Source organism: Arthrobacter sp. 35W, from assembly GCF_000482545.1.
Lineage (GTDB): Bacteria > Actinomycetota > Actinomycetes > Actinomycetales > Micrococcaceae > Specibacter.
Genome location: NZ_KI519454.1, coordinates 823,384 through 849,613, shown reverse-complemented (window position 1 = coordinate 849,613; position 26,230 = coordinate 823,384). Strand labels below are relative to the sequence as shown.

24 protein-coding genes are annotated in these 26,230 nt (G+C 67.1%); 7 read left to right on the top strand and 17 right to left on the bottom strand.

Annotated elements, in window-relative coordinates; all coding sequences use genetic code 11:
* Window positions 1–27: 27 nt before the first annotated feature.
* Complete coding sequence (gene glnA, locus K254_RS0103630) at window positions 28–1,452, top strand: type I glutamate--ammonia ligase (RefSeq protein ID WP_026554231.1); 1,425 nt, start codon at window positions 28–30, stop codon at window positions 1,450–1,452.
* A 158-nt stretch (window positions 1,453–1,610) separates the two neighbouring features.
* Here glnA (K254_RS0103630) and K254_RS0103625 read toward each other — a convergent pair whose 3' ends face one another.
* The 6 genes from K254_RS0103625 to K254_RS0103600 form a co-directional block, all read right to left on the bottom strand.
* Window positions 1,611–1,934 carry a cupin domain-containing protein gene (locus K254_RS0103625; protein WP_026554230.1) on the bottom strand — a complete coding sequence of 108 codons (324 nt, stop codon included), beginning with the start codon at window positions 1,932–1,934 and terminating at the stop codon, window positions 1,611–1,613.
* A gap of 47 nt (window positions 1,935–1,981) precedes the next feature.
* Window positions 1,982–2,197, bottom strand: coding sequence for a hypothetical protein (locus tag K254_RS0103620; RefSeq protein ID WP_026554229.1), 216 nt, complete (start codon window positions 2,195–2,197; stop codon window positions 1,982–1,984).
* Window positions 2,198–2,229: 32 nt separating this feature from the next.
* Window positions 2,230–2,781 carry a GNAT family N-acetyltransferase gene (locus K254_RS21580; RefSeq protein WP_051388766.1) on the bottom strand — a complete coding sequence of 184 codons (552 nt, stop codon included), beginning with the start codon at window positions 2,779–2,781 and terminating at the stop codon, window positions 2,230–2,232.
* On the bottom strand, window positions 2,781–3,686 hold the full coding sequence (locus tag K254_RS0103610; protein ID WP_035749508.1) for a glutaminase: 906 nt from the start codon (window positions 3,684–3,686) through the stop codon (window positions 2,781–2,783). The genes K254_RS21580 and K254_RS0103610 overlap by 1 nt, the downstream gene beginning before the upstream one ends.
* Before the next feature lie 189 nt (window positions 3,687–3,875).
* Window positions 3,876–4,607 (bottom strand): amino acid ABC transporter ATP-binding protein, encoded by a 732-nt coding sequence (locus K254_RS0103605; protein WP_026554227.1) that lies wholly within the window; start codon window positions 4,605–4,607, stop codon window positions 3,876–3,878.
* Window positions 4,604–6,121, bottom strand: coding sequence for an amino acid ABC transporter substrate-binding protein/permease (locus K254_RS0103600; RefSeq protein ID WP_231391735.1), 1,518 nt, complete (start codon window positions 6,119–6,121; stop codon window positions 4,604–4,606). Before K254_RS0103600 ends, K254_RS0103605 begins: the two co-directional genes overlap by 4 nt.
* A 194-nt stretch (window positions 6,122–6,315) precedes the next feature.
* On the opposite strand from K254_RS0103600, the gene K254_RS0103595 reads away from it, so the two are divergent.
* Window positions 6,316–7,848, top strand: a complete 1,533-nt coding sequence (locus tag K254_RS0103595) for an arylsulfatase (protein WP_026554225.1) — start codon at window positions 6,316–6,318, stop codon at window positions 7,846–7,848.
* A 19-nt stretch (window positions 7,849–7,867) separates the two neighbouring features.
* Here the strand turns inward: K254_RS0103595 and K254_RS0103590 are convergent, their stop codons facing one another.
* Window positions 7,868–8,467: a TetR family transcriptional regulator gene (locus K254_RS0103590; RefSeq protein ID WP_026554224.1), complete on the bottom strand. Its 600-nt coding sequence runs from the start codon at window positions 8,465–8,467 to the stop codon at window positions 7,868–7,870.
* A 101-nt stretch (window positions 8,468–8,568) separates the two neighbouring features.
* Here K254_RS0103590 and K254_RS21575 point away from each other — a divergent pair, with 101 nt between their 5' ends.
* Complete coding sequence (locus tag K254_RS21575) at window positions 8,569–8,865, top strand: hypothetical protein (RefSeq protein ID WP_035749506.1); 297 nt, start codon at window positions 8,569–8,571, stop codon at window positions 8,863–8,865.
* Here K254_RS21575 and K254_RS0103580 read toward each other — a convergent pair.
* Together K254_RS0103580 and glnA (K254_RS0103575) are read right to left on the bottom strand one after the other, a co-directional pair.
* Window positions 8,856–11,867 carry a bifunctional [glutamine synthetase] adenylyltransferase/[glutamine synthetase]-adenylyl-L-tyrosine phosphorylase gene (locus K254_RS0103580; protein WP_026554223.1) on the bottom strand — a complete coding sequence of 1,004 codons (3,012 nt, stop codon included), beginning with the start codon at window positions 11,865–11,867 and terminating at the stop codon, window positions 8,856–8,858. The genes K254_RS21575 and K254_RS0103580 overlap by 10 nt on opposite strands.
* Window positions 11,868–11,875: 8 nt before the next feature.
* On the bottom strand, window positions 11,876–13,216 hold the full coding sequence (gene glnA / locus K254_RS0103575; RefSeq protein WP_026554222.1) for a type I glutamate--ammonia ligase: 1,341 nt from the start codon (window positions 13,214–13,216) through the stop codon (window positions 11,876–11,878).
* Window positions 13,217–13,451: 235 nt separating this feature from the next.
* Between glnA (K254_RS0103575) and panB the strand changes: the two genes are divergently transcribed.
* Window positions 13,452–14,354, top strand: a complete 903-nt coding sequence (gene panB / locus K254_RS0103570; RefSeq protein WP_026554221.1) for a 3-methyl-2-oxobutanoate hydroxymethyltransferase — start codon at window positions 13,452–13,454, stop codon at window positions 14,352–14,354.
* A 60-nt stretch (window positions 14,355–14,414) separates the two neighbouring features.
* Here panB and K254_RS25595 read toward each other — a convergent pair whose 3' ends face one another.
* On the bottom strand, window positions 14,415–14,579 hold the full coding sequence (locus K254_RS25595) for an SPOR domain-containing protein (RefSeq protein WP_155848441.1): 165 nt from the start codon (window positions 14,577–14,579) through the stop codon (window positions 14,415–14,417).
* A gap of 97 nt (window positions 14,580–14,676) precedes the next feature.
* Here K254_RS25595 and map point away from each other — a divergent pair, with 97 nt between their 5' ends.
* The 3 genes from map (at window position 14,677) to K254_RS0103550 (ending at window position 17,194) form a co-directional block, all read left to right on the top strand.
* Window positions 14,677–15,555, top strand: a complete 879-nt coding sequence (map, locus tag K254_RS0103560; RefSeq protein WP_026554220.1) for a type I methionyl aminopeptidase — start codon at window positions 14,677–14,679, stop codon at window positions 15,553–15,555.
* 76 nt (window positions 15,556–15,631) lie between these two features.
* On the top strand, window positions 15,632–16,420 hold the full coding sequence (gene ppgK, locus K254_RS0103555; RefSeq protein ID WP_026554219.1) for a polyphosphate--glucose phosphotransferase: 789 nt from the start codon (window positions 15,632–15,634) through the stop codon (window positions 16,418–16,420).
* A 9-nt stretch (window positions 16,421–16,429) separates the two neighbouring features.
* Window positions 16,430–17,194: an SDR family oxidoreductase gene (locus K254_RS0103550; protein WP_026554218.1), complete on the top strand. Its 765-nt coding sequence runs from the start codon at window positions 16,430–16,432 to the stop codon at window positions 17,192–17,194.
* Between the two features lie 176 nt (window positions 17,195–17,370).
* Here the strand turns inward: K254_RS0103550 and nrdR are convergent, their stop codons facing one another.
* From nrdR to K254_RS0103515, 7 genes are all read right to left on the bottom strand, one after another.
* Window positions 17,371–17,865: a transcriptional regulator NrdR gene (nrdR, locus tag K254_RS0103545; RefSeq protein ID WP_026554217.1), complete on the bottom strand. Its 495-nt coding sequence runs from the start codon at window positions 17,863–17,865 to the stop codon at window positions 17,371–17,373.
* A 158-nt stretch (window positions 17,866–18,023) separates the two neighbouring features.
* Window positions 18,024–19,358 carry a histidinol dehydrogenase gene (gene hisD / locus K254_RS0103540; RefSeq protein WP_442853051.1) on the bottom strand — a complete coding sequence of 445 codons (1,335 nt, stop codon included), beginning with the start codon at window positions 19,356–19,358 and terminating at the stop codon, window positions 18,024–18,026.
* Between the two features lie 163 nt (window positions 19,359–19,521).
* Window positions 19,522–20,064 (bottom strand): hypothetical protein, encoded by a 543-nt coding sequence (locus tag K254_RS21570; protein ID WP_051388764.1) that lies wholly within the window; start codon window positions 20,062–20,064, stop codon window positions 19,522–19,524.
* Window positions 20,065–20,120: 56 nt separating this feature from the next.
* Entirely contained in the window at window positions 20,121–23,681 is a 3,561-nt protein-coding gene (dnaE, locus tag K254_RS0103530; protein ID WP_035748953.1) for a DNA polymerase III subunit alpha, read from the bottom strand.
* A 126-nt stretch (window positions 23,682–23,807) separates the two neighbouring features.
* Window positions 23,808–24,734, bottom strand: coding sequence for an RluA family pseudouridine synthase (locus K254_RS0103525; protein WP_026554214.1), 927 nt, complete (start codon window positions 24,732–24,734; stop codon window positions 23,808–23,810).
* Window positions 24,727–25,308: a signal peptidase II gene (gene lspA, locus K254_RS0103520; protein ID WP_026554213.1), complete on the bottom strand. Its 582-nt coding sequence runs from the start codon at window positions 25,306–25,308 to the stop codon at window positions 24,727–24,729. Before lspA ends, K254_RS0103525 begins: the two co-directional genes overlap by 8 nt.
* Window positions 25,309–25,453: 145 nt before the next feature.
* Entirely contained in the window at window positions 25,454–26,140 is a 687-nt protein-coding gene (locus K254_RS0103515) for a DivIVA domain-containing protein (protein ID WP_026554212.1), read from the bottom strand.
* Window positions 26,141–26,230 lie beyond the last annotated feature (90 nt).

Below are 26,230 nucleotides of genomic sequence, written 5' to 3'. Positions count from 1 at the left end.
GAACCGAAGTATGCGTAAGGAGCATAGATGTTCAAGAACGCGGACGAAGTCCTCAAGTTCATCAAAGACGAAGATGTAAAGTTCGTCGACATTCGCTTTACCGATCTGCCGGGTGTGCAGCAGCACTTCAACGTTCCCGCCAAGACGGTTGACGCAGATTTCTTCATCAACGGCCAGCTCTTCGATGGTTCCTCCATCCGCGGCTTCCAGGGCATCGCCGAGTCCGACATGCAGCTGATCCCGGACCCCACGACGGCGTTCGTCGACACCTTCCGTGTTGAGAAGACGCTCGCGCTGAACTTCTCCATCGTGAACCCCCGTACGGGCGATCCGTACCACCGCGACCCGCGCGGCGTGGCCGAAAAGGCCGAGGCCTACCTGGCCTCCACCGGCATTGCCGACACCGCCTTCTTCGGTGCCGAGGCCGAGTTCTTCGTCTTCGACAACATCCAGTACGAGTCCTCTCCGCAGGGCTCCTTCTACAAGATCGACTCCATCGAGGCCCACTGGAACACCGGCCGCGAGGAAGACGGCGGAAACCTCGGCTACAAGACCCCCGTCAAGGGCGGCTACTTCCCCGTTGCCCCCGTTGACCACCAGGCCGACCTGCGCGATGCCATGTGCATCGAGCTCGACGCCGCCGGCCTTGAGGTTGAGCGCTCCCACCACGAGGTTGGCTCGGCCGGCCAGGCGGAAATCAACTACAAGTTCAACACGCTGGTCCACGCAGCCGATGATCTGCAGACCTTCAAGTACGTCATCAAGAACACCGCCTGGCAGTGGGGCAAGTCCGTAACCTTCATGCCGAAGCCCGTCTTCGGCGACAACGGCTCGGGCATGCACTGCCACCAGTCGCTGTGGTCCAACGGCGAGCCGCTGTTCTACGACGAGAAGGGCTATGCCGGCCTGTCCGACATGGCGCGCTGGTACATCGGTGGCCTGCTCAAGCACTCCTCCGCCGTTCTGGCCTTCACCAACCCGACGGTGAACTCCTACCGCCGCCTGGTCAAGGGCTTCGAGGCTCCTGTCAACATGGTGTACTCGCAGGGCAACCGCTCCGCCGGCATCCGCATCCCGATCACGGGCTCCAACCCGAAGGCCAAGCGCCTCGAGTTCCGCGCACCGGACCCCTCCTCCAACCCGTACCTGGCCTTCGCTGCCCAGCTGATGGCCGGACTTGACGGAATCAAGAACCGGATCGAACCCCCGGCTCCGATCGACAAGGACCTCTACGAGCTGCCCGCCGAGGAAGCCAAGGACATCCCCAAGGCTCCGGGCTCGCTCGAGGAGGCCCTGGAGGCCCTGCGCGAGGACAACGAGTTCCTGCAGGCCGGCGGCGTCTTCACCCAGGACCTGATCGACACCTGGATCGACTACAAGTACGAGAACGAGATCAAGCCGCTGGCCCTGCGCCCGAACCCGTACGAGTTCGAGCTCTACTACGGCTGCTAACAACGTCACGTCTGGCTAAGTGAGCTGACGAGGGACCCGAACCGAGCTTGCGAGGTTTGGGAGTCAGCGAACGGGCGGCATCCTTTCGAGGGTGCCGCCGGCGGCGTTTAACCACCAAGGGGCCTGGTTCCAGCCGGGCGGGCTGCCCTGGAACCCTGCTACGGGACTTCCGTGACGGCCGTCAGCAGGAAGACGGAATCCTCCGATGCCTCCACCGAGTGCCGCTCCTTGGGGACGACGGCCAGTTCGCCGGCGTTGAGCACCAGCCGCCCGCTGGCCGAGACCACCGTGATGGAGCCCTCCAACACGTAGAGCGTGGCGGCATGCGGAGCGTTGTGCTCGCCCATGACGGCACCGGCGGCCAGGGCCAGCACGGTTTGCCGCAGCGGTCCATCCTGGGCCACCAGCACGGCGCTGCGCCCATGGTCCGAGGACTCGGCAGCGCGCAGATGCTCCCTGGCAATGGCGTTGAGATCGGTCATGGCAGCCTCCCTGGTGCGGTCCTTGCCACCAGAGTAGACCCGAGGCCTCAGCGCTTGCCGTATTTCTTGTGCACGGCCTGTTTGCTCACGCCCAGACACACGGCAATGGCCTCCCAGGACAGACCGGCCGAGCGCGCACGCAGCACGGCCTCCGTCTCGGTCCGCGCCAACTCCTTGTGCAGTTGCGCGACGGCGCCGAGCACCTCGGCCGGGCCCTTGCCATCCATTGAACCCACCAGCGTCTTCATCCGGTCCACCTCCATACGTCAACCGTAGTTGACCATGCGGGTGGTCGTCAATGGAAGTTGACGGTGGGAATGGCGCCGCTTGGGAACGGGGCGAACAAAATGCGCTGGGGGCCGGAGCGGCCGCCGGTGAAACGGCCGTGATCCACATAGCCGGCCCGCTCGTAGGCCTTGATGCCGGCACGGTTGCGCTCATTGACGCCCAGCACGACGCCGGTGGCCGGCAGGTCCTCCCGGCGCACCAGCGCCTGGGCCAGGGCGACGGCGGCCCGTGCGGCCCACGTCCCGTAGCCGAGGCCTTGGTGCCTCGCATCGATGAGGAAGCCGCGCAGCAGGACGGCGCTGTCGGCGTCGGGCCAGCCTGCGTCGGCCGCAGCCCCGGCATGCAGAGTTCCCACACCCACCGTCTCGCCGCCGGCAACAATGCTGAAGGGGTGCCGCCCCGGGGTCTGCAGCCCCATCGCAGTCATGGCCGCAGCGTCTCCCACATATTCGTCCTGGCCCGGCGCCAGGCCGAGGGTGGCAATACGCACCAGTTCAGCGGCCAGCGCGGGCTGGGGCAGCGATTCAAGATCGATGAGCACGACGCCGGTGCCGTCCATCAGAACACCGACCAGCCGGTGCGCGTGGTGAACTCATCCAGCGCCGCCACGCCCGCCACGGAGTTCCCATTAGGGCCCAGCGCCGGGCTCCACACGGCAATGGAACACTTGCCGGGGACGATGGCGATGATGCCGCCGCCCACCCCGCTCTTGCCCGGCAGGCCCACCCGGTAGGCGAACTCCCCCGCCGCGTCGTAGGTGCCGCAGGTCAACATGACGGCGTTCACGCGCTTGCTCTGCGCCGGTGTCAGGAACACCGTGCCGTTGGATCCCACGCCGTTGCGCGCCAGGAACCGGCTGGCCAGCGCGAGGTCCTCGCAGCTCATTTCCAGGGCACACTGGTTGAAGTAGTGTTCGAGCACCTTTTCCACGGGGTTTTCCAAGTTGCCGTAGCTGGCCAGCAGGTGGGCCATGGAGGAATTGCGGTGTCCATGCTCGGCCTCGGAGGCGGCCACCGTTGCGTCGATCCCGAGGGACGGGTTCCCGGCCTCGGTGCGCAGCAGCCCGGCCACACTCGACGCGGCGTCACCCGTGAGGGTCAGCAGCCGGTCCGTGACCACCAGGGCGCCGGCGTTGATGAACGGGTTGCGGGGTATCCCCCTGTCGGCCTCCAGCTGGACGAGCGAGTTGAAGGGCGTGCCCGAGGGTTCCCGCGATACGCGCTTCCAAATGGAGTCGTAGTCGTGGGACATCACCAGCGCCAGCGAGAAGACCTTGGAGATGCTCTGGATGGAGAAGGCCTGCTGCCAGTCCCCCGTGCCGTACACGGGGCCGTCGGCCATCGCCACGGCCATTCCAAAGCGTGCGGCAGGGACGCGGCCCAGGCTGGGAATGTAGTCGGCCACGCGCCCCTGGCCCACCAGTGGCGCCACGGCCGCGGTGATGTCGGCAAGGAGTTGGGGCATGTCGGAGCCGGGGCCGTCGGGTTGGGTAGCAAAGTCCACCTGCCCAGCATGCCAGCGCCCCACCCCTGCGGCCAGCACCGGAGCCGGGCGCGCCGTCGTCGGGCGTTAAGCACAGTTGAGGCGTGGGCCGTCGCCCTTGGAGCGGATCCAAGGGGCAACAACCCACGCCTCAGCGAAAGCCAAGGGCGCCTAGAGCACCTTCGCCAGGAAGTCCTGCAGGCGCGGCTGCTGGGCGTTGGAGAAGATGGCCTCCGGGCTGCCCTGCTCGCAGATCACGCCGTCGGCCATGAAGATCACGCGGTCGGACACCTCGCGGGCGAAGCCCATCTCATGTGTCACCACCACCATCGTCATGCCCTCCTTGGCGAGGTCCTTGATGACCTGCAGCACCTCGCCCACCATCTCCGGGTCCAGGGCGCTGGTGGCCTCGTCGAAGAGCATGATGTCCGGGTTCATGGCCAACGCGCGGGCAATGGCCACGCGCTGCTTCTGGCCGCCCGAGAGCGACGCCGGGCGGGCATCGGCCTTCTCGGCCAGGCCCACGCGCTTGAGCAGCTCCAGGGCCTTGGCACGGGCCGCGGCCTTGTCGGCCTTCTTCAGCTCCACCGGCGCCAGCATGATGTTCTGGATGACAGTCATGTGCGGGAAGAGGTTGAAGTGCTGGAACACCATGCCGATGTGCTGGCGGACGGCGTTGAGGTCAACCTTGGGGTCCGTCAGGTCGAAGCCATCGACGACGACGTTCCCCCCGGTGATGTCCTCCAGCTTGTTCAGGCAGCGCAGGAAGGTGGACTTGCCCGAGCCGGAGGGCCCGATTACGCAGACCACCTCACCCTCGGCCACGTCGACGTCGATCCCCTTGAGGACCTCGTTGGACCCGAAGGACTTCTTCAGTCCCTTGACTTGGATCTTGGGGCTCATTTGTTGAACTTCCTGTCCAGAACGTTGGAGAGCTGGGTGAGCAGCGTGATGACGATGAAGTAGATGGCGCCCACAATCAGCAGCGTCTCACCGGTGCGGAAGTTGGAAGCGTAGATCTGCTGTCCGGCGTAGGTCAGCTCCGCGAAGCCAATGACGGCCAGCAGCGAGGTGTCCTTGAGCGTGATGACGAACTGGTTGATGAACGACGGCGTCATGATCTTCACGGCCTGCGGCACGACGACGCGGCGCATGGAGGTGACGTAGCTCAGGCCCAGGCTGCGGCTGGCCTCCAGCTGGCCCGGATCCACGGACTGGATGCCGCCGCGGACGATTTCGGTCATGTACGCACCGGCGTTCAGGCTCAGCGTCAGCACGCCGGCGGTGAGGACGTCGATGGGCACGCCCGTCAGCTGCGGGAGGCCGAAGTAGAAGAAGAAGGCCTGCACCAGCAGCGGGGTGCCGCGGAAGATGCTCACGTAGACGGTGGCCACACCGCGGAGGATCTTGTTCTCGCCGACCTTGAAGAACCCGAAGACGACGCCGAGCACCAGGGCGATCACTAGCGACAGTGCCGTGGCGAGCAGGGTCAGGCCCAGGCCCTTCATCAGGGCCGGGAAGGAGTTGGCCAGCAGCGAGAAGAAGCTGGTGTCCTCCGCCTGGGCGGGGTCCTTCAGGTAGACGTCAAGGATCTTCTGGTATTCGCCGTTGGCCTTCAGCTCGGCCAGGCCGGCGTTGAAGGCGCTCATCAGATCGGCGTTGGCGCCCTTGTTCACGGCGAAACCGTAGGAGCTGCCGGCTTCCTTCGCGGTGACGGCCTTCAGGCCATTGTTCTGGCTGATGCCGTAGGCCAGGACCGGGTAGTCGTCGAACACGGCCACGGAATTGCCGGCCTTGACGTCGTCGTACATGGTGGCGGACTGGTCAAGCGCCTTGACCGTGAAGTTGTACTGGTCCTTGATCGAGTTGGCGAAGGTCTCGCCCTCGCTGCCGCGCTTGACGGCGACGGTCTTGCCGGCCAGATCGGCGTACGTCTTGATGTCGTTGTTCGTCTTGGCGACGGCCATCTGCACACCGGAGTCGAAGTACGGGTCCGAGAAGTCGAAGATCAACTTGCGCTTGTCCGTGATGGACATGCCGGCAATCACGCCGTCCACCTGGTTGGACTGCAGTGCCTGCAGGGCGGCGTCGAAACCAAGCGACTTCACGTTGACCGTGAAGCCCTGGTTCTTCGCGATGGCCTGCAGCAGGTCCATGTCGATGCCGACCAGATCCCCGTTGCCGTTGCGGAACTCGAACGGGGCAAAGGTGGTGTCGGTGCCGATGGTGAAGGTCTTGCCCTTCGCCTCGGCGGGCACGGCCAGCACGCCGGCGGACTGGTTGGCTGCGGCCACCGGCGCCGGGGCGAGCGCTGTGGCCCCCGCGGAGCCGAAGAACATGGCAAGGACGGTGAACAACGCGGCCAAGGTGGCAGCGGTTGCGCCCCTGGACCGTGCGGCCCGTGGAAGCCTAAGCATGGATATCCCCTTACTGAATGGTCGGCCACAATGGCCGGAAAGTACTGCACGAGGTTACCCGCTTTCCGTCCAGCATGCGAGACGAAAAGGTGTCCCGGGCCACCCGGTAGACTCAATGTGATCGATAACCCACCCCCATTCCGGGCTCCGGGACCGCCCGTTGACGCCCGCAATGTGACAGTAAAGGCAGCACTGTGGCCCAGCAGAACGTGATCCTTGTTTGTGTGGACGAGTGGCGTGGAGACGCACTCTCGGCGGAGGGCCACCCCTACGTCCAGACACCCCATCTGGATGAACTCGCCTCCAAGGGCGCCCGCTTCCGCCACGCCTACTCGGCCACCCCCACCTGCGTCCCCGCACGGGTGGCACTGTTCACCGGGCAGTCGCAGGAGCGCCACGGCCGGGTGGGCTACCAGGAGGGCGTCCCCTTCGATCGGATGCACCCCACCACGCTGCAGGGCGAGTTCCGCAAGGCCGGCTACCAGACCCAGGCCATCGGAAAGATGCATGTATACCCGGAGCGGAGCCGGACGGGGTTTGACGACGTGATCCTGCATGATGGCTTCCTGCACTACGCCCGCAAGAACCACAGGGGCCATTTCAAGATGTTTGACGACTATGTGCCGTGGCTGCGACGCCAGCCCGGTGCCACGGCGGACGCGGAGTATTTCGACCACGGTGTGGGCTGCAACTCCACTGTGGCCCGGCCCTGGGACAAGGACGAGCGGCTGCACCCCACCAGCTGGACCGGCCAGATGGCCATCGACTGGCTCCACCGCCGCGACCCCACCGCCCCGTTCTTCCTCTACCTCTCCTTCCACCGCCCGCACCCGCCGTACGATCCGCCGGCCTGGGCCATGGACATGTACCTGGACCTGCCCGCCTTCAAGCGCCGCGTGGGCAATTGGGAGCACCACTACGAATCGGTGCGCGCCGATGGGATGCACCAGCTGGCGTTCGGCACGCTCTCCGAGGCGGTGACGCACCGGGCCCGTGCGGGCTACTACGGGCTGATGACCCACATCGACCTGCAGCTGATGCGCCTGTTCGAGGCATTGAATGAATTCGACCTGACGGAGGACACCATCGTGGCCTTCACCTCGGACCACGGGGAAATGCTGGGCGACCACGATTTCTACCGCAAGGGGGTGGGCTACGAGGGCTCGGCCCGCATCCCGCTCATCATCGCACCCTCCCCCGGCGACAAGGCTGCCATCCGGCACACCGTGGTGGACGAGGTGGTGGAACTGCGCGATGTGATGCCCACGCTGCTGGAGCTGGCCGGCGTGCCGGTGCCGGACAGCTGCGACGGCCGCTCGCTGGCCCGTTTCCTGCGCACCCCGCCGAAGGTGGATGACATAGGTGTGGAGGACGCCGGGACCGGCGCACCTGCTGAACTGGAGCCGTGGCGCCAATGGCTGCACGGCGAACATGTCTACTTTGGCCAGTCCCTGCAGTGGGTCACCGACGGCCATGTTAAGTATCTGTGGGCCTCGGGCTGGGGCACCGAAGAACTCTTCGACCTGGACGCGGATCCGGACGAGATGGACAACCTCGCCGAGGATCCCGGGCACGCGGACCTGCTGGCACTCTGGAAGGGCCGGCTCATCGAGGACCTCGCCAACCGTCCCGAGGGCTTCGTGCGCGACGGCGCCCTGCTGGCCGGCGCCGCCGTGGCCCCCATGCTCCCGCACGCACGCGAACGGTTCGAGGCGCTGGCCCGCTGACCCGCGGGCGCCGTCGAAGCTAGTCCCGGGCCGAGCCCGAGAGGGCCCGGGCCAGGGCTTCGACGGCGAGCAGCACCGTGCGCCGCCGCCGGGCCGTGCGTTCGGGGGTGGCCGCGGCGGCACCTGAATAGATGCGGTCGGTGGTGCCCATGGCCTGCCAGCCATCGGTGAGGGCCAGCACGCTGAGCAGCAGTTCCTGGGCTTCCTCGGTCGAGAGTTCCGGCAGGGCGGTGCGCAGCATGGCAATCTTGGCCTCGGCGCGCTCGGCGCGCATCGCCAGCGCAATGGGTTCTGTGCGCTCCAGCCCCTCCCAGAACGTCAGCCGGGCCAGAGCCGGGCGCGCCTGGTGGTAGTCAAAGAGCCGGCCGGCGTAGCCCACCACGGCTTCCACCCCCATCCCCTCCAGAGTCACCGCATCCATGACGGCTGCCAGCTCGTGCTCCAGGGCAATGGCGAAGAGCTCGTCCTTCTTGCCGAAGTACTGGTAGATGCGTTCCTTGCTGAATCCGGCTGCCGCTGCGATCCGGTCCACCCGGGCGCCGGCCAGGCCGTACTGGCTGAATTCTGCAACCGCCGCCGCGAGAATGCTGCGCTTTGTGTTCTCCGTGTCCCAGGCCATGGCACCACCCTAGCAATTTTCCAACCAGATGGTTGTAAATTCCAGCAAAGGGGCGTACGGTAATTTCCAACCACTTAGTAGGAAATCACTTGGGAGCCGTCATGAGCATCAATGGATCAACCACAGCACTCGTCCAGGAGCCGGCAGAAGCCGCACCCGCACGCCCCGCGGCACTGCTGCCGTCGGTGCATGTCAGGGCCGCAGCCACCTGGCTGGTCATCTTCCCGTTGGTCGCCGTGGGCATGACGGCGCTGGGCCTGGTGGCCGGGGACTGGCACCCGGTGCTGCGCGCCCTGGTGCTGACCGCCGTCGTCGTACCGCTGGCGGTCTACGTCCTCGTGCCCCGGGTCCTGGGCCTGTACGCCCGGCACATCGCCCCGCGCCTGCGTCAGCCGTAGAACAGCCGCTCGAAGACCGCCCGGGCACGCCGGGTCAGGCCCAGGTAGTCCTCTTCGAAGCGCGCCGCGGCGCCGGCGTCGTAGCCGCACCAGCGCGCCACGGCCTCCAGATCGCCGCGCTTGGACGGCAGGAGGTCTGAGGACTTGCCGCTCCAGATGACGTTGGCCGAGCGGATGCGGCTGGCCAGCCGCCAGCTGGCCGCGAGCAGATCGGCGTCGTCCTTGTCCACCAGGCCCACGGCACGCGCCGCCTCCAGCGCGGCCAACGTCGACGTGGTCCGCAGCTCGGGATGCTCATGGGCGTGCTTGAGCTGGATGAGCTGCACCAGCCATTCGACATCGCTCAAGCCGCCGCGGCCCAGCTTCACATGCCGGGCCGGATCGGCGCCGCGCGGCAGCCGCTCCGATTCCACCCGGGCCTTCACCCGGCGGATCTCGCGCTGGTCGGCCTCGGTGATGGCCACCGGGTACCTGACGGTGTCGACCAGTTCCATGAACTCGGCCGCGACGTCGTCCGAGCCGGCCAGCGGGCGGGCACGCAGCAGCGCCTGGGCCTCCCAGATGAGCGACCAGCGCTGGTAGTACTCCCGGTAGGCCTCCAGCGAGCGGACCAAAGGACCATTGCGGCCCTCGGGGCGCAGATCGGCGTCGATCGCCAGCACACGCTCGGCCTGGATGGCCGGCTTGAGCGGAGCGGTCAGCAGCGAGGACATGCGCGAGACGATCTCCTTGGCCTGCTGCTGGGCCTCCTGCGGGTCCACCCCCGGCAGGGCGCGGTGCACATAGAGCACATCCGCATCGGAGCCGTACCCGATCTCCCGCCCGCCCTGGCGCCCCATGGCCACCACCATCACATTCGTCTTGGCGCCGCCGGCAAACTGGACCTCGGCCTCGGAAACGTGGAGGGCACCCAGAATGGCCGCACGATCGGCATCGGACAGCGCATGCCCCACGGCATCCTGCTCCAGCAGGCCGGAGCTGTCCGCAATGGCGATGCGCAGGATCTCCCGGCGGCGGATCAGCCTGATCTGCCGCATGGCGGCGGTGGCATCAGGGTGCCGGGACATCTTGGACTGGATTTCCTGCCATTGGGCCTCAAAGGTGAGCGGCACCAGGTCCTTGTCCGTCCCCAGCCAGGCCGTGGCCTCCGGGGAGACCTCCAGAAGGTCCGTGATGAGCCGGGAGCTGGAGAGCATGTGGCAGAGCCGCTCGGCGGCCGCGGCGGAATCGCGCAGCATGCCCAGGTACCAGTGCGAGGTGCCCAGCGATTCGCTGATCCGGCGGAAGCCCAGCAGCCCGGCGTCGGGGTCGACGCCGTCGGCCAGCCAGCCCAGCAGCACCGGCAGGAGCTGGCGCTGCAGCGCGGCCCGCCGGCTCACTCCGGCCGTGAGCGCCTCAATGTGCCGCATGGCACCGGCGGCATCCCGGTAGCCCAGGGCCGCCAGCCGGCTTTGGGCGGCCTCGGAGGTCAGGGCAACGTCGTCGGCGCTCAGATGCGCGGCGGTGGCCAGCAGCGGCCGGTAGAAGATGCGCTCGTGCAGCGTGCGCACCTGGCGCTTGACCTTCTGCCACGCGGCGGTGAGCACCTCCGCGCCCGGGCGGGCCGTGGTGAGCGGGCCGACGGCGGAGCGGGCCAGGGCGCGCAGGGCCGCGTCGGAGGTGGGCATCAGATGCGTGCGGCGCATCTGCACCAGCTGGATCCTGTGCTCCAGCACGCGCAGATACCGGTAGGCGGCATCCAGGGCGTGGGCATCCGTGCGGCCGATGTAGCCGGCCTCGGAGAGTGCAGAGATGGCGGTCGTGGTGTCCCGGCAGCGCAGGGACTCGTCCCCCTTGGCGTGCACCAGCTGCAGCAGTTGGACGGTGAACTCGACGTCGCGCAGACCACCCGGCCCCAGCTTCAGCTGCCGGGGTGCCTCGGCGGCGGGGATGTGGTCCGTGACGCGCCGGCGCATCGCCTGGACTGACTCCACAAAGCCCTCGCGCTCCGAGGAGGCCCAGATCATCGGGGCCACGGCGGCCTCGAAGCGTGCACCCAGCTCCCTGTCGCCGGCCAGGGTGCGCGCCTTCAGCAACGCCTGGAACTCCCAGCTGAGCGCCCAGCGCTGGTAATAGTGCAGATACGAATCCAGGGTGCGCACCAGCGGGCCGTCCTTGCCCTCGGGGCGCAGATTGGCGTCAACCTCCCACAGCCCCGGCTCCCTGGCTGGGGCGTAGATGGCGCGGGAAATGCCGCTGGCCAGCGCCGTGCCCACCGTGACGGCGGTGGCTTCGGCCAGCTCCGGCGCCTCGATCACATACATGACGTCGACGTCGGAAATGTAGTTCAACTCACCCGCGCCGCATTTGCCCATGCCGATGACGCTGAGCCGGACGGCGGCCACCGTCGTCGGGTCCATGGTCGTGGCGAGGTCGTACCGGGAGACGGCCAGCGCCGCTTCCAGCGCGGCGCCGGCCAGATCGGCCAGCTCCGCCCCGGCGGCGGGCATGAAATCCTGCGGCGAGGCCGCACAGAGGTCCCGGATGGCCAGATCCGTGAGCAGACGCCGGTATTGCGTGCGCAGGGCCACATAGGCCTCGGTTCCCCCCATGGAAGCGCACGGGACGGCCGACGCCGGGTCCGCAGCGACGGCGCGCAGCATCGCCTCCCGCAGCCCGGCGCCATCCCTGGCCACCGGTTCCGGGCTGGTGGGGGCCTGCAGGACATCCAGGTGCTCCGGATGCCTCATCAGGAACTCGGCCAGGGCCTCCGAGGAACCCAGCAGCCGAAAGAGCGCCTCGCTGGGCCCCTTGGGGCCGTCCACCAGCGCGGAGAGCTGCGGGTGGGCGGCCAGCAGCCGCACCAGCGACTGCAGGGCCAGGTCCGGGTCCGGGGCAAGGTCCAAGGCGTCCAGCAGCGCCTCAACGCCAAAGTCCGCCAATTCGGCGGCGTTGAGGAATCGCTCGCTCTTGTCCAGATCGGCGAAGCCGTGGGCAATCAGGGTTCGCTGCAGGCTTCCCACCAAGGATCCTAGAGAACGCCCAGGTAGCGCTTGAGCTCGTAGGGGGTCACCTGGAGCCGGTAGTCCTGCCACTCGGCGCGCTTGTTGCGCAGGAAGAACTCGAAGACCTGCTCGCCCAGGATTTCGGGCATGAGCTCGGACTCCTCCATCTGCTGGACTGCGTCGTGCAGGGAGGACGGCAGCGGATCGTGCCCCATGGCGCGGCGCTCGGCCGGGCTCAACGCCCAGATGTCATCCTCGGCCGCCGGCGGCAGTTCGTAGCCCTCCTCGATGCCCTTCAGCCCGGCGCCCAGCAGCACGGCATAGGCCAGGTACGGGTTGGCGGCGGAGTCGATGCCGCGGTATTCGATGCGCGCGGACTGGCCCTTGCCGGGCTTGTACAGCGGCACGCGCACCAGGGCCGAGCGGTTGTTGTGGCCCCAGGACAGGTAGCTGGGGGCCTCTCCCCCGCCCCAGAGGCGCTTGTAGGAGTTCACGAACTGATTGGTGACGGCGGTGAATTCCGGTGCGTGGCGCAGGATTCCAGCGATGAACTGGCGGGCCGTCTTGGAGAGCTGGAATTCGGCGCCGGCCTCGTAGAAGGCGTTGGTGTCGCCCTCGAAGAGGGAGAAGTGCGTGTGCATGCCGGAGCCGGGGTGCTCGGAGAAGGGCTTGGGCATGAAGGTGGCGTAGGTCCCCTGCTGCAGGGCCACCTCGCGGATCACCGTGCGGAAGGTCATGATGTTGTCGGCCGTCTGCAGGGCATCCGCGTAGCGCAGGTCGATCTCATTCTGGCCCGGGCCGCCCTCGTGGTGGCTGAACTCCACGGAGATGCCCACGCTTTCGAGCATGGTCACGGCCGTGCGGCGGAAGTCCTGCGCTGCGCCGCCCGGAACGTGGTCGAAGTAGCCGGCCTGGTCCACAGGAACAGGAATGCCATCCGGGCCCGGGGTGGCGGACTTGAGCAGGTAGAACTCGATCTCCGGGTGGGTGTAGCAGGTGAAACCCATGTCCGCGGCCTTGGCCAGGGTCCGCTTGAGCACATTGCGCGGATCGGAAGTGGAGGGCTCGCCGTCGGGCGTGAGCACGTCGCAGAACATCCGCGAGGTCTGTTCCGTCTCCCCGCGCCAGGGCAGGATCTGGAAGGTGGAGGGATCCGGTTGGGCCAGCATGTCGGACTCGAAAACGCGGGCCAGTCCCTCGATGGCGGAGCCGTCAAAGCCCAGGCCCTCCTCGAAGGCGCCCTCGACCTCGGCCGGGGCAAGAGCCACGGATTTCAGCGAGCCAACCACGTCGGTGAACCAGAGCCGGACAAAGCGGACGTCGCGTTCCTCAATGGTGCGCAGGACGAATTCTTGCTGGCGGTCCATGGCTGCCTCTTTTCTGCTGGAGTGTCTCGCCAAAGCAGACCGCGGCGCGGGCCGTGTTGGGCCCGGATGCGGGTCCGCTTCGGATGGTGGGGCGCGGCCGCCCGCGGTGGAGTGGCCGATGATGTTTACTCTACTGGGAACCGGCACCCCCGCGGCCCTATTTGACGTCCATCGCACCCGGCACCGGGCCGATGCTGGTTGGCTGGAGTGCTGCGGGTGAGACTACGCTCTATTCATGGCCTCAACATCACGCCCCGAATCATCCGCCCCGGTGCCCGCTGCCTCCGCAGAAACCACCGCCCCCTACGGCACCGGCGCCGCGGGGAACGCCATCACCGCCGCGCGGGTGCGCACCCACCACCTGCTGGCTGCTAAGCGCAATGGCACCAAATTCGCCATGTTGACGGCATATGACCAGTACACAGCCCAGATTTTTGACGAGGCGGGCATCGAGGTTCTGCTGGTGGGCGATTCCGCCTCCAACAACGTCCTGGGCAATGCAACGTCGCTGCCGATCACACTGGATGAAATGATCATCTTCTCCCGCGCCGTGACCGCCGGCGCCCAGCGCGCCCTGGTGGTGGCCGATCTGCCCTTCGGCAGCTACGAGGAGTCCCCGGCACAGGCCATCGCCTCCTCGGTGCGGCTGATGAAGGAGGGCCTGGTGCATGCGGTGAAGATGGAGGGCGGCGCGTACTACGCCCCGACCGTCCGCGCCCTCACCCAGGCGGGCATCCCCGTCATGGCGCATATCGGCTTCACTCCGCAGAGCGAGCACATGCTTGGCGGCTACCGCGTGCAAGGCCGCGGCGAGGCGGCCCAGAACCTGGTGGACGACGCCACCGCGCTGGTCGAGGCCGGCGCGTTCGCCGTGCTGATGGAGATGGTCCCGGCCTCCTCGGCCGCCGCCGTCGATGCCGCCATCGACGTTCCGACCATCGGCATTGGTGCGGGGACCTCCACCACCGGCCAGGTGCTGGTGTGGCAGGACATGGCCGGCCTGCGCACAGGCAAGATCGCAAAGTTCGTCAAGCAATACGCCGACATGCGCACCGTGCTCACGGACGCCGCCCGGGCCTACGGTGACGAGGTGCGCTCCGGCGCCTTCCCGGCCCCGGAGCACATCTTCGCGGACTAGCACCCAGGCCGGCTGGGCCAGGGGGCGGGCCACAGCGGCCGGCCCCTTGGTCAGCCCACGCTAGTCGTCGTCCTGCGCGTCCCAGGAATCATTGCGCTGGCGCACCTTCTCCAGGGCAGCCTCCGCCTCCGCACGCGTGTCGTAGGGGCCGATGAGCTGGGTCCAATCGCTCATGGCATCCTCCTCCACCTCGTGGGTCTTCACGTTGTACCAAAACTGCGGCATGGCGGGCCTCCTTCATGGCAAAGCGCCAGGACCTCGGGCGGAACCTGGACCGTTGGCATGATCCTACGCCGCCCGGCCTCCCCATTAGGATGGAACCATGCCTGAGATCACCAGCACCGCCCCCGTAGGAACGCTTGTCCAGGGGACGGTCAGCCCGGAACGGCCCGTGCCGCCGTCCATCGCCCGTCCGGAGTATGTGGGCAAGGCCGGCCCCGCCAAATTCACCGGCTCCGAGGTCAAGGACGCGGAGACCATCGAGAAGATCCGCATCTCCGCCAAGATCGCCGCCCAGGCCATCGTCGAGGTGGGCCGGCACATTGTCCCCGGCGTCACCACCGATGAGCTGGACCGCATCGGCCACGAGTTCCTCCTGGACCACCAGGCCTACCCGTCCACGCTGGGCTACCGCGGCTTCCCCAAGTCCCTGTGTTCCTCGCTGAACGAGGTCATCTGCCACGGCATCCCGGACTCCACGGTGGTGAACGACGGCGACATCATCAACATCGACATCACCGCCTACAAGAACGGCGTGCACGGCGACACCAACTACACCTTCTGCGTGGGCGATGTGGATGAGGAATCCCGCCTGCTGGTGGAGCGCACCGAGGAATCCCTGCGCCGCGCCATCAAGGCCGTGGCGCCGGGCCGTGAAATCAACGTCATCGGGCGCGCCATTTCCGCCTACGCCAAGCGCTTCGGCTACGGCGTGGTGCGCGATTTCACCGGCCACGGCGTGGGCGAAGCCTTCCACACCGGCCTGATCATTCCGCATTATGACGCGGCTCCGGCGTACAACACTGTGATGGAAGAGGGCATGGTGTTTACCATCGAACCTATGCTTACCCTCGGCACCATCGAGTGGGACATGTGGAACGACGACTGGACAGTCGTCACCCGTGACCGCAAGCGGACCGCCCAGTTTGAGCACACCATGGTTGTCACCAGCACCGGCGCTGAAGTCCTCACCCTCCCGTAGAACGCGCCGCTGGCGCGCGCCCTGCGGTGGCAACCGGCCACGCATCTGTACACCCACAAGCACCGACGGAGTAAGCATGTCCAAGAAGCACTCGTCCACTGTCATCGGAATCGACATCGGCGGCACCGGAATCAAGGGCGGCATTGTCGATCTCGAAAAGGGCAAACTGCTGGGCGAGCGCTTCCGCGTCGACACCCCGCAGCCGGCCACCCCGCAGGCCGTCGCCAAGGTGGTTGCCCAGGTGGTGGACGAGCTCATGACGCGCCCGGAGGCGCCGTCGGCCGATTCCCCCGTCGGGGTGACCTTCCCGGCCATCATCTCCCACGGCGTGGCCCTCTCCGCTGCCAATGTGGACCCGAGCTGGGTGGGCACCAACCTTGACGAGGTGTTCTCGGCCGAGCTGGGCCGCGAGGTCGAGGTGGTCAACGACGCCGACGCCGCCGGCCTGGCCGAGGCCCGCTATGGTGCCGGCAAGGACGTCAAGGGCACAGTGCTGGTCATCACCCTGGGCACAGGCATCGGCTCCGCCTTCATCTTCAACGGCAAGCTGATCCCCAACGCCGAGTTGGGCCACCTGGAGATCGACGGGTTCGACGCCGAGACGCGCGCCTCCGCCGTCGCACGCGAACGCGATGGCATCGGCTGGGACGAGTACGCCGTGCGCCTGCAGCGCTACTTCTCCCACGTCGAGTTCCTGTTCTCCCCGGATCTGTTCATCATCGGCGGCGGCATCTCCAAGCGCAGCGATGAATTCCTGCCTCAGCTGGACCTGCGCACGAAGATCATCCCGGCCAAGCTGAAGAACGACGCCGGCATTGTGGGCGGCGCGCTCGAGGCCGCCATCCACTTCGGCCACACCAAGTAGCCACCGGCCATGCTGGAGGCGCCGGCCGGCCCCGGAACGATCATCGTCACCGGGGCCAGCCGCGGCATCGGTGCGGCCGTGGCGCAGCTGGCCGCCGGCGCCGGGTACGCCGTCGTTGTGAACTATTCGCAGGACGCCAACGGTGCCGCCTCCGTCGTCGAAGGCATCACGGCAGCGGGCGGCATGGCACTGGCTGTCCGCGCCGATGTCAGCGACCCGTCCAGCGTTGCGGTGCTTTTTGACGCCGCAGCGGCCCTTGGACCTGTCACGGCAGTGGTCAACAACGCCGGCATCACGGGCGATCTCATTGCACCGCTCGTCGATGTCCCGACAGCCTCCATCAGCCGCGTGCTGGCCGTCAACGTGGCGGGTGTGGCCTTCATGTGCCAGGAAGCGGTCCGGCGCATGTCCACCAACAACGGCGGCCCGGGCGGCGGCATCGTGAACATTTCCTCCACCGCCACCAAGGCCGGTTCCCCTGGCACCTGGGTGCACTACGCCGCCAGCAAGGGTGCCGTGGATGTGCTCACGCTGGGCCTGTCCGCGGAGGTGGCGGCCCAGGGCATCCGGGTCAACGCCGTCTCCCCCGGCAGCACCAACACCGGACTGCACGCCGCTGCGGGCATGCCCGACCGCGTTGAACGGCTCAATGCCGTGATTCCGATGGGCCGCGGCGGAGAACCGGAAGAGGTCGCTGCGGCGGTGCTGTGGCTGTTGTCGCCGGCGGCCGGGTACATCACCGGCGCCAACCTCCCCGTCGCCGGCGGCCGCTGACCGGTCTCGACGGGCACACCATCGGCATCGCCGACGCAGTTCCCCGCTTGGGATGCAGTCGTAGTCGCGTCCCGGAAGGGCATCGGCGTCATGGATGGATGCTGCAAGCCGCGGAAGGGTGGAACCGGTGGCGGCCCGGGCTTCCCCTCCCCGGCCGCCACCGGGGCTGTGCGGGGCTAGCTGCCCGAGGCCGCCGAGCCGACCGTGTCGGCCACGGCGTCGTTGAGGGCATCGTGCCGAAGCAGGGCAATGGCCCGCTCAAAGTCCTCAAGGGTGTCAAAGCCCTGGTACACGCTGGCAAAGCGCAGGTAGGCCACCTGGTCCAGCTTCTGCAGCGGGCCCAGGATGGCCAGGCCAACATCGTTGGCATTGATCTCGGCGGCGCCGCTGGCCCGGATGGTCTCCTCGACCTCCTGGGCAAGCACCGCCAGATCGTCATCCGTCACGGGACGCCCCTGGCAGGCCTTGCGTACGCCGGTGATGACCTTGCTGCGGCTGAAGGGCTCGGCCACGCCGGAACGCTTCATCACGGACAGGCTTGACGTCTCAACCGTGCTGAAACGTCTTCCACATTCCGTGCACTGGCGGCGTCGGCGGATGGAGGCGCCGTCGTCGGCGATCCTCGAGTCCACAACACGGGAATCGGGATTGCGGCAGAACGGGCAGTACATCCGCTCCCCTTCCTGTATCCAATGAGTGGCGGTCCAAGCGGCGGCCCACCGTTGTAGTGCAGCCGTGCGTTTATCATCCTACGACTACATCTTGACAAACTACAAGGACGTAATTACCACATGTAGTGGTCGGACGGTGTCTGCGGCCGAAGATTTCTCTATTTGAATCGGATGCTGACGGCTTCTCCGTGTGCCGGCAGATCCTCCGCGCCCGCGAGCGAGACGACGTGGCCCGCCACCTGCTCCAGCGCGGAGCGGGAGTAGTTGATGACCTGGATGGCCCGCAGGAACGTCGTGACGTTCAGCCCGGAGGAGAACGCAGCGGTGCCGCCGGTGGGCAGCACGTGGTTGGACCCGGCGCAGTAGTCGCCCAGGCTCACCGGGCTGTAGTTGCCCACGAAGATGGCGCCGGCGTTGTGGATCCGCCCGGCCACGGCGGCGGCGTCCGCCGTCATGATCTCCAGGTGCTCGGCCGCGTAGGCGTTGGCCACGGCAATGCCCTGCTCCAGCGAGTCAACCAGCACGACGCCGGACTGGGCGCCGGAGAGCGCCTCGGCCACGCGTTCGCTGTGCTTGGTGGCGGCGGCCTGGATGGCCAGCTCCGCCTCCACGGCATCGGCCAGTGCCGGGGCGTCGGTGATCAGCACGGCGCCGGCGCGGGGGTCGTGCTCTGCCTGGCTGATCAGGTCCGCCGCCACCAGTGCAGCATCGGCGGTGGCGTCGGCCAGGATGGCAATTTCGGTGGGGCCGGCCTCGGAGTCGATGCCCACCACACCCTTGACCAGGCGCTTGGCGGTGGCCACGAAAATGTTGCCGGGGCCGGTGACAACATCCACCGGGTCCAGCGCATCCCCGCCGCCATCGGTGCCGGTGCCGGCCTCAATGCCGTAGGCAAAGGCGGCAATGGCCTGCGCGCCACCCATGGCGTAGACCTCGTCCACACCCAGCAGGGCGGCGGCGGCCAGGATGGTGGGGTCCGGCAGGCCGCCGAATTCCTTCTGCGGCGGGGAGGCCAGCGCGATGGAGCCGACGCCGGCGGCGAGGGCTGGAACCACGTTCATCACCACGGAGGAGGCCAGCGCGGCCAGACCACCGGGGACGTACATGCCCACGCGGGAGACGGGGACCCAGTGCTGGGAGACAACGGCGCCGTCGGCAATGGGAAGGTCGACGTCGGCCGGACGCTGGGCTTCGGCGAACACCTTGGCGCGGGCAATGGACTCGGTCAGGGCGGCCCGCACCTGCGGGTCGACGGTTTCAAGGGCGTGGGCCAGGGCCTCCGCGGGGACGCGAGGGTGTGTCTGCTCGACGCCGTCGAACTTGTGGGCCAGCTCGGAGAGGGCGCTGAAGCCGCGGCCGCGGACATCGGCAATGATGCCCTCCACGATGGTCTCGGCCGTGGCCACGGAGGAGGTGTGGGCGCGCGGAACGGCATGGCGCAGCTGGGCCAGCGAAAGGCTCGCTCCCCTCAAATCGATGCGTCGGAAGGACACCTCGGGGGTGAAAGTGGCGTCGGTGGCGGATGCTGTGCTGGCGCTGTTGCGTTCGTTGCTGGTCACAGGGCCAGTTTACCGGCCGCCGCCGGTGCCGCCCATTCGCCGGCGGAGGCGTCCGTCATCAAGCGCCGCGCAGCCGCCGGGCCCCGGATGGAAAGGATCAGGAGTCGCGGGAGGGGTTGCTGCGCAGCATGCTCAGCAGGGCCGCGGCGAAGAGGACAAGGGCCGCCGTGCCCGGCCAGACGAGCAGCACGGACGTCGAGCGGAGCGAAAAGGCGATGCTCGCGCTGGGGGCGTCGGCGGCAACATGCTGCCACAGCGAGCCGGCGAACAGCCCCAGCTGCCAGGCAGCCAGGGACCCCATGCCGGAGCCCAGAACGGCGGCCATGGCCTTGGCCGCCGAACCCATGCTGCGCAGCTGGGGCAGCAGCACCGCGGCAACGACGACGCCGGCCAGCGCGCCGAGCAGGGCCAGCACCAGATCCCGCGGCAGCCAGAGGTTGAAGTCCTCCCCGGAACCGAAGAAGGCTCCACCGGGGGCCAGGACCCACCAGAGGGCGCCAACCACGATGCCCGCCGCCGCCGTGGAGGTGAACCAGCGCCACAGCGAGGCGGGCGGCGCGGTGGCCAGGTCCGCCGGCAGGGCCGGAGCGTAGGCGGCCGGCGGGTACAGGGGCGCCTCGGCATTGCTGTGCTCAGTCATGGACTCCACCGTAGCAAAGCGGGCCCGCTCCCCCACCCATCAACCCGTCAGGGGGCTCAGCCCTCCAGGCAGGCCGGGCCCAGCAGCACCTTGAGATCGCCGAACAACGCCGGGTTGGGGTTGACACGGTGGTGCAGCGGCAGCTTCATGACGGCCACGGACTTGGTGCCCGTGAGCTTCATCCGCACCTCGGTGGTGCCCTGGTGCGTGGCGAGCACATCCTTCAGCGCGAGCAGCACCGGCTCCGTGGCCTTGTGCTCCTGCATGGAGATGACCACCGGCCCGGTCAGCCCGTCGGTCAGATCCGGTACGGAGAGCTCCATGGCGTTCAGCGTGACGGCACCGTCGTCGCGGCGCTGCAGGCGGCCCTTGACCACCACAATCAGATCCTCGGCCAGAATGGAGGAGATAGGACCGTAGACCTGGCCGAAGAACATCACCTCCATGGAACCGCCGAGGTCCTCGATCTCGCAGCGGGCATAGGGATTGCCACTGTTCTTGGCAATGCGGCGCTGCAGCGAGGTGATCATGCCGCAGATGGTGATGATGTGGCCATCGGCCGGGCCGTCCTCGCCCAGAACCTGGGTGATTGACTGGTCCGCGTGCTGGTTGAGTACGCCCTCCAGGCCCTGCAGCGGGTGGTCGGAGACGTACAGGCCGAGCATGTCGCGCTCGAAGGCCAGCTTGTCCTTCTTCTCCCACTCCGGCACATCGGGAATCTCGGTGGTCAGGCTCGGCTCGGCGTCGTCGTCATCGCCGCCCAGGCCCGCGAAGAGGTCGAACTGGCCCACGGCCTCGTTGCGCTTGAGCGTGATGACCGAGTCGATGGACTCCTCGTGGATCATCGCCAGGGCGCGGCGGGCATGGCCGAGCGAGTCGAAGGCGCCGGCCTTGATCAGCGATTCAATGGTGCGTTTGTTGCAGACCACCGCCGGAACCTTCATCAGGAAGTCCGGGAAGTTCTCGTAGGCTCCCTTTTCGCCGCGCGCCGTCACCATCGCATTGACCACATTGGCGCCCACATTGCGGATGGCACCCATGCCGAAGCGGATGTCGGTGCCGATGGGGGTGAAGTTCAAGGCAGATTCATTGACATCCGGCGGCAGCACCGTGATGCCCATGTGGCGGCATTCGTTCAGGTAGAGCGCCAGCTTGTCCTTGTCATCGCCCACGGACGTCAGCAGGGCGGCCATGTACTCGGCCGGGTGGTGCGCCTTCAGATAGGCGGTCCAATAGCTGACGACGCCGTATGCGGCCGAGTGGGCCTTGTTGAATGCGTAGTCGGAGAACGGGAGCAGAATGTCCCAGAGCGTCTTGACGGCGGCGTCGGAATAGCCGTTGTCGTTCATGCCCTTGGCGAAGCCGGCGTACTGCTTGTCCAGCTCGGACTTCTTCTTCTTGCCCATCGCGCGGCGCAGAATGTCTGCCTGGCCCAGCGAGTAGCCGGCCAGCTTCTGCGCGATGGACATGACCTGCTCCTGGTACACGATCAGGCCGTAGGTTCCACCGAGGATGTCCTTGAGGGGCTCCTCCAGTGACGGGTGGATCGGGGTGATCTCCTGGATGCCGTTCTTGCGCAGCGCGTAGTTGTTGTGCGAGTTGGCACCCATCGGGCCCGGCCGGTACAGGGCCAGGACGGCGGAGATGTCTTCAAAGTTGTCCGGACGCATCAGCTTCAGCAGCGAACGCATCGGACCGCCGTCGAGCTGGAACACGCCCAGCGTGTCGCCGCGGGCCATCAGCTCGTACGACGCGGCGTCGTCCAGCTCCAGGCGCTCAAGATCGAGGTCGATGTCCTTGTTGTTCTTGATATTCTCCAGGGCATCGGAAATGATCGTCAGGTTGCGCAGACCCAGGAAGTCCATCTTGATCAACCCCAGGCCCTCGGCCGTGGGGTAGTCGAACTGGGTGATGACCTGGCCGTCCTGGAAGCGGCGCATGACAGGGATGACGTCGATGATGGGATCGGAGCTCATGATCACACCGGCGGCGTGCACGCCCCACTGGCGCTTCAGGCCTTCGATGCCCTTGGCCGTCTCGAACACCTTGGCGGCGTCCGGGTTGGTGGCCACCAGTTCGCGGAAGTCACCGGCCTCGGAATAGCGCTTGGAGTTCTTGTCCTCGATGTCGTGCAGCGGGATGTCCTTGGCCATCACGGCCGGCGGCAGCGCCTTCGTCAGCGTCTCGCCCATGCTGAACGGGTAGCCCAGCACACGCGAGGAGTCCTTCAGCGCCTGCTTGGTCTTGATCGTGCCGTAGGTGACAATCATGGCCACGCGCTCATCGCCGTACTTGCGCGTGACGTAGTCGATCACCTCGGAGCGGCGGCGGTCATCGAAGTCGACGTCGAAGTCGGGCATGGAGACGCGCTCGGGGTTCAGGAAGCGCTCGAAGATCAGCCCGTGGCGCAGCGGATCCAGATCGGTGATGCGCATGGCGTAGGCCACCATGGAACCGGCACCGGAACCACGGCCGGGACCGACGCGGATGCCGTTGTCCTTGGCCCAGTTGATGAAGTCGGCCACCACCAGGAAGTAGCCGGGGAATCCCATCCGGTTGATGACGTCCAGCTCGTAGTCCGCCTGCTTGCGCACATCGTCCGGAATGCCGCCCGGGTACCTGTAGGCCAGGCCCTTGTCGACCTCTTTGACGAGCCAGGATTCCTCGTTGTCACCCTCGGGGCAGGGGAACTTGGGCATGTAGTTCGCGTTGGTGTTGAAGGAGACTTCACAGCGCTCGGCGATGAGCAGCGTGTTGTCGCAGGCCTCGGGCACCTCGGAGAAGAGGGCACGCATTTCGGCCGGGGACTTGAGGTAGTAGCCGCTGCCGGAGAAGGCGAAGCGGGAGCCGCCCATGTCATAGGTGGGTTCCAGCAGGGTGGAGCCGGACTGGATGGCCAGCAGGGCCTCGTGGGCCTTGGCGTCGTGCTCATGGGTGTAGTGGAGGTCGTTGGTGGCAACCAGCGGAATCTCAAGTTCCTTGGCCAGCCGCAGCAGATCCTTGGTGACGCGCCGCTCGATGTCCAGCCCGTGGTCCATCAGCTCACAGAAGTAGTTTTCCTTGCCGAAGATGTCCTGGAACTCGGAGGCCGCGGCCTTGGCCTCGTTGTACTGGCCCAGGCGGAGCTTGGTCTGCACCTCGCCCGAGGGGCAGCCGGTGGTGGCGATCAGGCCCGGACTGTAGGTCTGCAGGAGCTCGCGGTCCAGTCGCGGGTACTTGCCGAACACGGAGTCCAGCGAGCCGATCGAGGAGGCGCGGAAGAGGTTGCGCATGCCCTGGTTGTTGTAGCTGAGCAGCGTCATGTGGGTGTAGGCACCACCACCGGAGACGTCGTCCTTGCGCTGGCTCTCGTCGCCCCAGCGCACGCGGGTCTTGTCATTGCGGGCCGTGCCCGGGGTGACATAGGCCTCGACGCCGATGATGGGGCGGATGCCGGCGGCGGTGGCCTTGCTCCAAAAGTCGAAGGCACCGAAGAGATAGCCGTGGTCCGTGGTGGCCAGCGACGTCATGCCCAGCCGCTCGGTTTCGGCGAACAACTCTGTCAGGCGCGCCGCACCGTCCAGCATTGAGTACTCGGTGTGATTGTGCAGATGGACGAATGAATCTTGGCTAGCCACCCATCCATTCTAGTTGCTCACCCGGACACGGTCCGCCCCCGCCGGGAACTCTGGCGTGTGGGCCCAATGCCCTAGTGGGGACCGCCCGCCGTCGTGAATCTGGTCACGACGGCGGACGGCTGGCTCCTAGCGGGTGCCGTTCTGCAGGGCGGAGAGGGCGTAGGCGAGGTCCTGCGGGTACTCGCTGGTGGCCTCCACCCAATCGCCCGTGACGGGGTGGTTGAAGCCCAGCCGGCGCGCGTGCAGCCACTGGCGGGTCAGGCCCAGCTCCGCGGCCAGGCGCGGATCGGCGCCATAGGTCAGATCTCCTGCGCAGGGGTGGTGCAGTGCCGAGAAGTGCACGCGGATCTGGTGCGTGCGCCCCGTTTCCAGGTGCACCTCCACCAGCGAGGCCTTGCCGAACGCCTCCAGCACCTCGTAGTGGGTCACGGAGGGCCGGCCGTCTTCGATGACGGCGAAGCGCCAGTCGTAGCCCGGGTGCCGGCCAATGGGGGCGTCAATGGTGCCCTCCAACGGATCCGGCAGGCCCTGGACCAGTGCGTGGTAGACCTTGTCCACGGTGCGCTCCTTGAACGCGCGCTTGAGCACCGTGTACGCCTGCTCGGTCTTCGCAACGACCATGCAGCCGGAGGTGCCCACATCCAGGCGGTGGACGATGCCAACGCGCTCTGCCGCACCGGAGGTCGCAATGCGGAAGCCCGCGGCCGCCAGTCCGCCCACCACCGTGGGGCCCACCCAGCCGGGCGAGGGGTGTGCCGCCACACCCACCGGCTTGTCAATGACCACAAAGGCATCATCGTCCAGCAGGATGTTCAGCCCGTCGACGGGTTCAACGACCACCTCCAGGGGGTCGCGGCGCTCCGGGATGGTGATGGCCAGGGCGTCGCCGGCCTTGACCTTGTCGGCCTTGGCCAGCACGGCGCCGCGCAGGCGGACGTTGCCTTCCATGCACAGCAGGGCCGCGGCGGAGCGGGAGATGTCCAGCAGCTTGGCGACAACTGTGTCGGCGCGCTCCCCGGCGAGGTCCTCGGGGACGATGATCGGATCAGTCATTGGCCGAAGCCGCCTTTCCGGCGTCGTCGGTTCCAGCGGCAGCAGCGCGCATCGGGATGCCCTTGAGCGTGAGGATGCAGATCAGGGCCACGCCGCCGACGACGGCGGAATCGGCCAGGTTGAAGATCGCAAAGTTGGGGAAGGAGATGAAGTCCACCACATGCCCCATGCCGAAGGAGGGCTCACGGAAGAGCCTGTCGGTGAGGTTTCCCAGCGCACCGCCGAGCACCAGCCCCAGGGCCACGGCCCACCAGGCGCTGGAGACCTTGCGGCCCACCACGATGATCGCCACGGACACGGCAGCCATGACCAGGGAGAAGAACCAGGTGAAGTCCTCCCCGATGGAGAAGGCAGCACCGGAGTTGCGGATGAAGTACCAGCGCAGCACCGGTGGCAGCACCCAGGTGGTCTGCCCCTCGTACATGGTGGACACCACCCACCACTTGGTCAGCTGGTCCAGCACATATGCCAACACGGCAAAGCCGCCCAACAGCATCCACACGCGGCGGGTCGACGGCTGGGTGGACGGCGGAACGGGCACTGTGGCGTCCGCTGGGGATGATTCTTCAGTCATGATGCTTTCGTTGTGGCAGGCAGCTGCGGGAACCGCCGTCCTGGAGGACAAGGTTCTTAGAGACAGGCTTCCAAAGACAGGGGCTGTTAAAAGAGTACGGGCCGGCGGCGGGGGCTTCCCCCAGCCACCGGCCCGTGCACGTGTCCTAGGACTCGGCTCCACCTTCGGCGAAGTCCGGAGCTGCCACGGAACCGCGGGCATCCAGATCGCGCAGCTGACCTTCAATGTAGGTCTTCAGGCGGGAGCGGTAGTCGCGCTCGAAGCCGCGGAGCTGCTCAACCTTGCGCTCGAGCACTGCACGCTGCTGCTCCAGGGCACCGAGCGTCTTGCGGCTCTTCTCCTGGGCATCGTTGACCAGGCTCGAGGCCTCGATCTGGGCCTCGGCAATGATCTTGTCGCGCTTCTCGACACCGGCGGCAACGTACTCGTCGTGCAGCTTCTGGGCCATGGCCAGAACGCCTGCAGCGGACTCGACGCCGACAACGGTTGCCGCGGGAGCCGGGGCGGGCGCCGGAGCAGCCTTCTCGACGACGGGCTCGGGCTTGGGCTTCTCGACCACGGGTGCCGGCTTCGGAGCTTCCTTGACCTCGGGGGCCTTTTCCTCGACGGCGGGAACCTTCTCGACGACGGGCGCGGGAACGGCCGATGCTGCCTGCGGGTTGGCCGAGAGATCGGCAACCTTCTTGCGCAGCTCGTCGTTCTCCTGGTTCAGGCGGCGAAGCTCTACGACGATTTCGTCAAGAAAGTCGTCGACTTCGTCCTGGTCGTAGCCTTCACGGAATTTGGTCGGCTGAAACCGCTTGTTGACAACATCTTCTGGCGTGAGCGCCATCTAGTCACCTCGTTGGTTTAAGTTAGGGTCCGTGGCGTAAGCCACCGTCCCTACGGTACCTAATACGAGTCTGGGACCCGTAATTGGGGG

Excerpts from the sequence above, each read along its gene's own strand:
- K254_RS25595 (WP_155848441.1), bottom strand. The coding sequence starts at position 14,579 with ATGCCGCAGTTTTGGTACAACGTGAAGACCCACGAGGTGGAGGAGGAT.
- K254_RS0103525 (WP_026554214.1), bottom strand. The coding sequence starts at position 24,734 with ATGACTGATCCGATCATCGTCCCCGAGGACCTCGCCGGGGAGCGCGCC.
- K254_RS21580 (WP_051388766.1), bottom strand. The coding sequence starts at position 2,781 with ATGGACGGCACCGGCGTCGTGCTCATCGATCTTGAATCGCTGCCCCAG.
- K254_RS21570 (WP_051388764.1), bottom strand. The coding sequence starts at position 20,064 with ATGACTGAGCACAGCAATGCCGAGGCGCCCCTGTACCCGCCGGCCGCC.
- lspA (WP_026554213.1), bottom strand. The coding sequence starts at position 25,308 with ATGACTGAAGAATCATCCCCAGCGGACGCCACAGTGCCCGTTCCGCCG.
- nrdR (WP_026554217.1), bottom strand. The coding sequence starts at position 17,865 with ATGTACTGCCCGTTCTGCCGCAATCCCGATTCCCGTGTTGTGGACTCG.
- K254_RS0103620 (WP_026554229.1), bottom strand. The coding sequence starts at position 2,197 with ATGGAGGTGGACCGGATGAAGACGCTGGTGGGTTCAATGGATGGCAAG.
- glnA (WP_026554222.1), bottom strand. The coding sequence starts at position 13,216 with ATGGACCGCCAGCAAGAATTCGTCCTGCGCACCATTGAGGAACGCGAC.
- K254_RS21575 (WP_035749506.1), top strand. The coding sequence starts at position 8,569 with ATGAGCATCAATGGATCAACCACAGCACTCGTCCAGGAGCCGGCAGAA.
- glnA (WP_026554231.1), top strand. The coding sequence starts at position 28 with ATGTTCAAGAACGCGGACGAAGTCCTCAAGTTCATCAAAGACGAAGAT.
- K254_RS0103625 (WP_026554230.1), bottom strand. The coding sequence starts at position 1,934 with ATGACCGATCTCAACGCCATTGCCAGGGAGCATCTGCGCGCTGCCGAG.
- K254_RS0103610 (WP_035749508.1), bottom strand. The coding sequence starts at position 3,686 with ATGCCCCAACTCCTTGCCGACATCACCGCGGCCGTGGCGCCACTGGTG.
- ppgK (WP_026554219.1), top strand. The coding sequence starts at position 15,632 with ATGTCCAAGAAGCACTCGTCCACTGTCATCGGAATCGACATCGGCGGC.
- K254_RS0103600 (WP_231391735.1), bottom strand. The coding sequence starts at position 6,121 with ATGCTTAGGCTTCCACGGGCCGCACGGTCCAGGGGCGCAACCGCTGCC.
- K254_RS0103515 (WP_026554212.1), bottom strand. The coding sequence starts at position 26,140 with ATGGCGCTCACGCCAGAAGATGTTGTCAACAAGCGGTTTCAGCCGACC.
- panB (WP_026554221.1), top strand. The coding sequence starts at position 13,452 with ATGGCCTCAACATCACGCCCCGAATCATCCGCCCCGGTGCCCGCTGCC.
- K254_RS0103590 (WP_026554224.1), bottom strand. The coding sequence starts at position 8,467 with ATGGCCTGGGACACGGAGAACACAAAGCGCAGCATTCTCGCGGCGGCG.
- K254_RS0103605 (WP_026554227.1), bottom strand. The coding sequence starts at position 4,607 with ATGAGCCCCAAGATCCAAGTCAAGGGACTGAAGAAGTCCTTCGGGTCC.
- map (WP_026554220.1), top strand. The coding sequence starts at position 14,677 with ATGCCTGAGATCACCAGCACCGCCCCCGTAGGAACGCTTGTCCAGGGG.
- K254_RS0103550 (WP_026554218.1), top strand. The coding sequence starts at position 16,430 with ATGCTGGAGGCGCCGGCCGGCCCCGGAACGATCATCGTCACCGGGGCC.